Raw genomic sequence first — 7,004 nt, forward strand, 5'->3', positions numbered from 1 at the left:
CGCTTGTAAAGCGGCTCGGCTTCCTGCGTTGTTCACCGGATCATTCCGCCATCGGAACAAGGTTCTCGCCCGGGCCCGGACAAGCCCCGCCGGGTTTTTCCACTGTGCACGGGAGCTTGCGCCTGGCACCCGGCCCGCGGGACCGAGGCGCAGGGATCGGCCCGTTGTTCACGGCCTTGCAGGCAGGAACCCGACAGCCGCCAACCACCGGACGAATGGCCGGACACCGCCAGTCTGGCCGATTCCGGCGGCGGGAAGCGGCGGGGAGGCCTCCGCACCATCTCGTTCCGCGGTATTGCAATGTACAGAGTGTTCATATACATTCTGTACATATAGTAATTTGGATCACAAGGAGTGCTGAGTGACGCAGCAGGAAACCAGGCCCGGCAGGGGTCGCGGCCGCCGTCCGCTGGAACAGGTCCGCGCCGAGGTCCTGGACGCCGCGGCCGAACTCCTTATCACCGAGGGATACGCCGGATTCACGATCGAGAAAGTCGCGCTCCGCTCCGGAGCCAGCCGGGTCACCTTGTACAAGTACTGGCCCTCGCGCGGCGCGCTCGCCCTGGACGCCTACCTGCACCAGACCGGAGACCGGATCGCCTTTCGCGACACCGGCGACATCGGCGCCGACCTGGCCACCGTGTTGCTGGGGTTCACCGAACTGATGGGCCTTCCGGACCAGCACCGCGCCTTCACCCAACTGGTGGGGGCGGCACAGTCCGATCCGGAACTCGCTCGGGCCTTCGACAGCCACTACTTCGGCCCACGGCGCATCGAGGCAGTCAACCTGCTGCGAGCCGCGATCGAACGCGGCCAGATCCGCCCCGACACCGACCCGGCCACCGTTGTCGACCTACTCTGGGGCGCCTGCTACCAACGCCTGCTGCTGCCCAACCTCACCGGCACGCTGACCGATGATTTCATCCACACACTGGTTGCCACCGTGATGCGCGGCATCGCGAACTAACCCCGCCACCTTCGTTGTCTCACCGCCCCAAACACTTTTAGGAGTTTCACCATGACCCAGCAATCCACCCGCGTCGCCGGAAAGGTGGCACTCATCTCCGGGGCGGCCCAAGGCATGGGCGCCTCCCATGCCCGGACCCTGGTCGAACACGGAGCCCAGGTCGTCATTGGCGATCTTGCCCAGGAACAAGGCCGGGAACTTGCCCACGAGCTCGGTGCCGACAACGCACTGTTCGTCCACCTCGACGTCACCGACTACGACAGCTGGGTGGCAGCCGTCGCCGCCACCGTGCAACAGTTCGGCCGGCTCGACGTGCTGGTGAACAATGCGGGCATCTTCACCCGCGGCAGCGTCGAGGAAGCCAGCGTCGAGGATTTCAAGCGCACCATCGACATCGATTTGACCGGCAACTTCCTCGGCATGAAGGCGGCCGTCCCCGCCCTCAAGGACGCCGGCGGCGGATCGATCATCAACATCTCCTCGATCGCAGGGCTCGTGGGCTTCAAGAACCGGGCGGCCTATTCCGCCGCCAAGTGGGGAGTCCAGGGCCTGACCAAGACCAGCGCCATGGACCTGGGCGAATACAACATCCGGGTCAATTCCGTGCACCCCGGATCCGTGCGGACCCCCATGACCGCGGGCCTCAAACGCGGCTTTGGGCAGGTCCCATTGGGCAGGGACGCCGATGTGCAGGAGATCTCCAACATCGTGCTCTTCCTGGCCAGTGATGAATCCAGTTTCGTCACCGGTGGCGCCTACGCCATCGACGGCGGGGAAACCGCCGGCAACAACCTGCGCACCGATGCCTGAGCGCGCGGACCGCACCCACGGACCTGCCAACTCCTACGGACTCGCGGGCAGGACCGCCGTCATCACCGGAGCCGCCAGCGGCATCGGGGCGGCGACCGCACGCCTGCTGGCAGCACGCGGCGCCAACGTGCTGATCGGCGACGTGGATCCTGCCGCGGCCGGCACCGTCGAGCTGATCCGTTCCACCGGCGGGAAGGCCGACTGGGCGCACACCGACGTCACGGACGAGTCTTCGGTGGCAGCACTCATGGACAGGGCCCTGGATGCCTTCGGGGCGCTGGATATCCTGGTGGCCAACGCCGGCATCGCCGAACCCAAGGGTCCGCTGCACACCATGGAGCTGCGTGACTGGCAACGGGTCATTGACATCAACCTGACCGGAGTGGCGTTGAGCAACAAGCACGCGCTGCGACACATGCTGCCTGCCGGGTCCGGCGCCATCGTCAACGTCGCTTCGATCCTTGGCAGCGTCGGGGCCGCCAACAGCAATTCATATTCCGCGGCCAAGGCCGCCGTTGCCAACCTGACCCGGTCGGCCGCGCTGACCTATGCCACGTCGGGCATCAGGATCAACGCCGTGGCCCCTGGCTATGCCCGTACCCCGCTGGTGGACGGCCTGCCCGAAGAAACCCGTAGCATGATGGAATCCCGCACGCCGCTGGGCAGACTGGCCGACCCGACGGAAATCGCCGAGGCCATTGCCTTCCTTGCCTCGGATGCGGCCTCCTTCATGGTCGGCTCGATCCTGGCCGTCGATGGCGGCTACACCGCCGCCTGATCCTGCCCCGCTGACCCGCCCCGCAAAGGAGCCCAGAAAATCGCCAACTCACCCTCCGGCGACTCGGTCATCAGCCGGGTCGTTCGCCTGATCAGCGCCTTTGACCGGGAAGTGCCCTCCATGTCGCTCTCCGGCCTTGCCCATCGGGCCAACCTGCCGCTGAGCACCACGCACCGCTTGGTCGAGGAGCTGCTGGGCCACGGTCTCATCGAGCGCCTGCCCACCGGTCGGCTGCGGCTGGGGTTGCGCATGTGGGAGCTGGCATCCCGCGGCTCGCACGCCCTGGACCTGCGCGAAACCGCCGTGCCCTTCATGCAGGACGTGCGTGCGGTGGTGCGCCAGCACACCACCCTGGCGGTGCTCGACCACGGCTCGGTGCTCTACGTGGAACGGTTGTCGGAACCCAGCTCCCCGCTGGGATCGGCGAATGTCGCCCAGCGCATGCCGGTGCATGCCAGCTCCTCGGGCCTGGTGTTGCTGGCCTACGCCGATGCGGGGTTCCGCGAGCAGGTCCTTGGCTCCCCCTTGCAGCAGCTCACTCCCGAAACGCTCGTTGACCCCCTGGTGATTCGCCGCCACCTCACCGAAATCCGCGAACGAGGCTACGTGGCCTTGCACGGCGCGGGAGTGAGCGAATGGACGGGGATCGCCGTTCCGGTTTTCGGCCCCGGAAACCAGGTTGTTGCCGCCCTGAACATCATTGCGGCACGGAATTCGGTGCGGACACCCGCGGTACTCCCCAGCCTGCTGACCGCGGCCCACGGCATTTCCCGCGCGCTCAAGGACGCGCCGACCCTACGCTAGTCGATGACCCTCCAAGGGCGCCCCGGCCGGGCCATCTCTACGAGTCATTCCATTGAACGGAAGCTGAGTGTGCCCGGTCACACACCTTGATCCATGCTTGAACCAGATGCAGATCATGCTTGCATCGACAACGGGATGCGGACGTTTCCGCGGCACCCATTCCTCCATCCACATGGGCATTCGGCGTACTTCGTCGCGCCCAAGAATGCCCAGAAAGCAGGATTCTCATGTCGCTTTCCATCACCGAAGCTGTTGTCGAGGGTCTCGGGGACTCCCCCGTGCCTGCACTGCCCCCGTACTCGCACGAACTGGACTGGCCCGAACACCTGGCCCCGTTCAAGGTTGTCGACGACGGCACGCAGGGCGACCCCTACGCGCACTACGAATGGATGCGCGAGAACGCCCCGGTGCTGCGAGCCGCCTCGGCGACCTCCGACGTCTGGTTCATTTCCCGCTACGAGGACGTGCGCAAGGCGCTGCGTGCCCCCAAGATCTTCTCCTCCGAGGTCGTCGACCCGATCCCGCTGACCTTCCTGGTTCTGTTCGATGCGCCCAACCACACACGGCTTCGCAAGGTCGTGGCCGCCTCCTTCACGCCCAAGGCCATCGCCCAATTCGAGGAACGTGTGCTGGCCAACGCCAACCAGTACCTGGACGCCATGATCGCCAAGGGCGGCGGCGACGCGGTGGAGGAGTACGCGATCCCGCTGAGCATGTCCACGATCAGCGCGCTGCTGGACGTCCCTGCCGCCGACTTCGAAAAGATGAAGTTCTGGTCCGACGAGACCTTCAGCTACTTCGGCCGGCTGGCCCGCAACGCACCCGGCACGGGCACCGACGAGGAAAGCACCATGGAGTTCTTCGCCTACCTCAAGGACACCATGGAGCGCCTCTACGTCGAGGAAAACGAATCCGTGGGCGGCCACATTGCCCGCATGTGGAAGGAGGGCCTGCTCAGCGAGAAGGAAGCCAAGGAGCTGTGCGCCTTCGTTTTCGTGGCGGGACACGACACCACCACCATCCTGCTGGCCAACGCCTTCCGCGTCTTTGCCGAAAACCCCGGGCTGCTGGAGAGGGTCCGCGAGAACCCCGACACCATCGACGCGTTCGTCGAGGAACTGGCCCGCTACCGCGGCACCGTGCAGCGTGTCAGCCGCATCACGACCGAGGACGTCGAGGTCGCCGGGACCCTGATCCCGGCCGGATCCATCGTGCGCCTGCTGCCGGCCGCCGCAAACCACGACAGCGACAAGTACCCCAACGGCGAACAGTTCGACCTGGACCGCAGCTCGGACGGGCATCTTGGCTTCGGCCACGGAGTGCACAGCTGCCTCGGTTCCCCGCTGGCCCGCCTCGAAACCAAGGTGACCGTCGCCCTGCTGGCCCAGCGGCTTGGCCGCATCACGCTGGATCCGGATCGTCCCATTGACTACGTCCGCGGCAACAACCTGACCAATTCCGGTCCCGAGCACCTCTACACGATCCTGGAGACGCACCATGGCTAAGGAAACCAACACCGCACCGATCATCATCCTGGGCGCCGGACATGCCGGGATGTCCGTGGGCGTGAACCTGCGCGCCCGCGGCCACCAGGGGCGGATCCTGCTGATCGAGGCGGACACCGCACTGCCCTACGAGCGTCCCCCGCTGTCCAAGGAAATGCTGAAGCCCGGCGGCAGCCCCGAACCGGTGGCGATTCGCCGGGAACAGTACCTGAACGACAAGGGACTGGAGCTGGTTCGCGGCGCCCGCGCCGTTGGCATCAACCGCGAAGCATCCGCCGTGGAGCTCAGCGACGGCACCCGACAGCCGTATTCGCGCCTGGTCATTGCCACCGGTTCCTCCCCGCGCCGGCTGACCCTGCCGGGCGCCGACCTTCCGGGTATCCTGATGCTCAAGACCCTGGCCGATGCCCGTGCGCTGCGTGAATCGTTGCGCCCCTGGCAGCAGGTCGTGGTCATCGGTGCCGGATACATCGGGCTGGAGGTCGCCGCCGCAGCCTCCGCGCTCGGCGCCACGGTCACGGTCCTGGAATTCCAGGACCGGATCATGAGCCGCGTGACCTCCGAGCCGGTCTCGCGCCATTTCGAATCCGTTCACCGGGAGCACGGTGTGCGCTTCGCCTTCGGTGCCGGCGTGGCATCCTTCGAAGGCACCGACCGTGTCACGCACGTCGTCGCCTCCGACGACACCCGCTACCCCGCAGACCTGGTCGTTGCCGGGATCGGCGTGATCCCCAACGAAAGCCTCGCCATCGACGCCGGGCTTGAATGTGCCGACGGGATCCTGGTGGACCACTCCTGCCGGACCTCGGATCCGCTGATCCTGGCCGCCGGGGACGTCACGCGCTTCGCCGCGCAATTCGACGGGGTCAGCCAGCGCCTGGAATGCCTGCAAAATGCCCAGGCGCAGGCCGACCGGGTTGCAGCTGAAATCACCGGGCAGCAGCCCGCGGATCCGGAGGTCCCCTGGTTCTGGACGGTGCAGCACGGCGTGCGCCTGCAGACCGCCGGCGTGCGGAACCCCGAGGACCGGGTCGTGGTGCGCGGAAATCCGCAGGACGGAAAATTCTCCGTGGCCTACCTGCGCGAGGGACGTCTGGCGGCATTGGACAGCATCGGAGGGCTCTCCGACTTCCGGGCAGCCAAGAAGCTCATTGCTGATCGAGCCCTGATTGACCCGACGCTGCTTGCCGATCCGAATCTCCCACTGGCCGATTCCGCCCTCGTAGCCGCTGCCGCCTAGCTGCCCTCCTCCATACCTTCACAGCCAAGAAAGGACGACTGCCATGTCGACCACCATCACCGCCATTGACCGCGAGGGCACCTCGCACTCCCTGCCGTGGGAAGAAGACCAGTCCCTCATGGAGGTCCTGCGTGACAATGACCTTCCGGTGCTTGCCTCTTGCGGCGGAACCGCCTCCTGCGCCACCTGCCATGTCTTCCTTGAAGATGAGGTCTTCAAGTCCCTGGGCGAGCGCGGAGAGGACGAGATCGAGATCCTTGCCGAAGCCGAGAACTTCCGTGAGTGCAGCTCGCGGCTTTCCTGCCAGGTGGCGCACCGCGCACAGCTGGACGGCATCACGGTGACGCTCGCACCGGAGGAATAGGCCGGAACCCGCGCGGGAGCGGGTGTCGCTGGGGAGAACAATGTGGTTTCCCCCAGCGACACCCGCTTTTTTGTGCGCCACTTCGCCGCCCTTTTCTCCAGCGGCCGTGTGCTGCCGGGTAGCACTGCCGGGTATCTTCCCTACGCATGGCGACCAAAAAGCGTTGTCCCTTCCCCGACGCCGAAAGTATCTACGTCCACTGTCCCAACCCGGGCGCACCCGATAAGGCACGAGGCCGGCGGCCGGCGGTGGCGTGGATTCATCGCACCCACACGAGGAACAGCACCCACCTTGGATTTCAGGAATACCGCTGCCCGGATCCGTGCTGCCGCGGACTCGGGAAGACACATCGCCGGTGCGACATGCTTGAATCCGCCGGGGCACGACCCCTCCAATTCAACCCGTGCCGCGGGTTTCTGGTTGGGGTTGTGACGCGCAAAAACGCCCCAGGGGCCGAAGGGAATTTTCCCCTCGGCCCCAGCGGCGCATCTCTGTCTTTGTACCAATGGTTGGCCGTCCTGCCCGGGACTCCGGGC

7 protein-coding genes are annotated in these 7,004 nt (G+C 66.1%); all 7 read left to right on the forward strand.

Annotation, left to right across the window (positions count from 1 at the left end; all coding sequences use genetic code 11):
* Positions 1 to 361: 361 nt before the first annotated feature.
* Positions 362 to 967 (forward strand): TetR/AcrR family transcriptional regulator, encoded by a 606-nt coding sequence (locus tag ACLQ7E_RS07285; RefSeq protein ID WP_411731909.1) that lies wholly within the window; start codon positions 362 to 364, stop codon positions 965 to 967.
* A 51-nt stretch (positions 968 to 1,018) separates the two neighbouring features.
* The gene (locus tag ACLQ7E_RS07290) at positions 1,019 to 1,777 is read left to right on the forward strand and encodes an SDR family oxidoreductase (protein ID WP_411731910.1); all 759 of its coding nucleotides are present in this window, start codon (positions 1,019 to 1,021) and stop codon (positions 1,775 to 1,777) included.
* Positions 1,770 to 2,555 carry an SDR family NAD(P)-dependent oxidoreductase gene (locus tag ACLQ7E_RS07295; protein ID WP_411731911.1) on the forward strand — a complete coding sequence of 262 codons (786 nt, stop codon included), beginning with the start codon at positions 1,770 to 1,772 and terminating at the stop codon, positions 2,553 to 2,555. Before ACLQ7E_RS07290 ends, ACLQ7E_RS07295 begins: the two co-directional genes overlap by 8 nt.
* A gap of 69 nt (positions 2,556 to 2,624) precedes the next feature.
* A complete protein-coding gene (locus tag ACLQ7E_RS07300; protein WP_411731915.1) occupies positions 2,625 to 3,359 on the forward strand; it encodes an IclR family transcriptional regulator in 735 nt (244 codons plus the stop codon).
* 227 nt (positions 3,360 to 3,586) lie between these two features.
* Positions 3,587 to 4,864 carry a cytochrome P450 gene (locus tag ACLQ7E_RS07305; protein WP_411731912.1) on the forward strand — a complete coding sequence of 426 codons (1,278 nt, stop codon included), beginning with the start codon at positions 3,587 to 3,589 and terminating at the stop codon, positions 4,862 to 4,864.
* A complete protein-coding gene (locus ACLQ7E_RS07310) occupies positions 4,857 to 6,104 on the forward strand; it encodes an NAD(P)/FAD-dependent oxidoreductase (RefSeq protein WP_411731913.1) in 1,248 nt (415 codons plus the stop codon). Before ACLQ7E_RS07305 ends, ACLQ7E_RS07310 begins: the two co-directional genes overlap by 8 nt.
* Positions 6,105 to 6,147: 43 nt before the next feature.
* The gene (locus ACLQ7E_RS07315) at positions 6,148 to 6,468 is read left to right on the forward strand and encodes a 2Fe-2S iron-sulfur cluster-binding protein (RefSeq protein WP_411731914.1); all 321 of its coding nucleotides are present in this window, start codon (positions 6,148 to 6,150) and stop codon (positions 6,466 to 6,468) included.
* The last annotated feature ends 536 nt before the right edge of the window (positions 6,469 to 7,004 follow it).

This window comes from Paeniglutamicibacter sp. (assembly GCF_046714615.1).
In the GTDB taxonomy this organism is placed as follows: domain Bacteria; phylum Actinomycetota; class Actinomycetes; order Actinomycetales; family Micrococcaceae; genus Paeniglutamicibacter.

Bases quoted from the DNA above. Each gene is read 5' to 3' on its own strand.
- ACLQ7E_RS07290 (WP_411731910.1), top strand. From the start codon at position 1,019: ATGACCCAGCAATCCACCCGCGTCGCCGGAAAGGTGGCACTCATCTCC.
- ACLQ7E_RS07295 (WP_411731911.1), top strand. From the start codon at position 1,770: ATGCCTGAGCGCGCGGACCGCACCCACGGACCTGCCAACTCCTACGGA.
- ACLQ7E_RS07305 (WP_411731912.1), top strand. From the start codon at position 3,587: ATGTCGCTTTCCATCACCGAAGCTGTTGTCGAGGGTCTCGGGGACTCC.
- ACLQ7E_RS07310 (WP_411731913.1), top strand. From the start codon at position 4,857: ATGGCTAAGGAAACCAACACCGCACCGATCATCATCCTGGGCGCCGGA.
- ACLQ7E_RS07315 (WP_411731914.1), top strand. From the start codon at position 6,148: ATGTCGACCACCATCACCGCCATTGACCGCGAGGGCACCTCGCACTCC.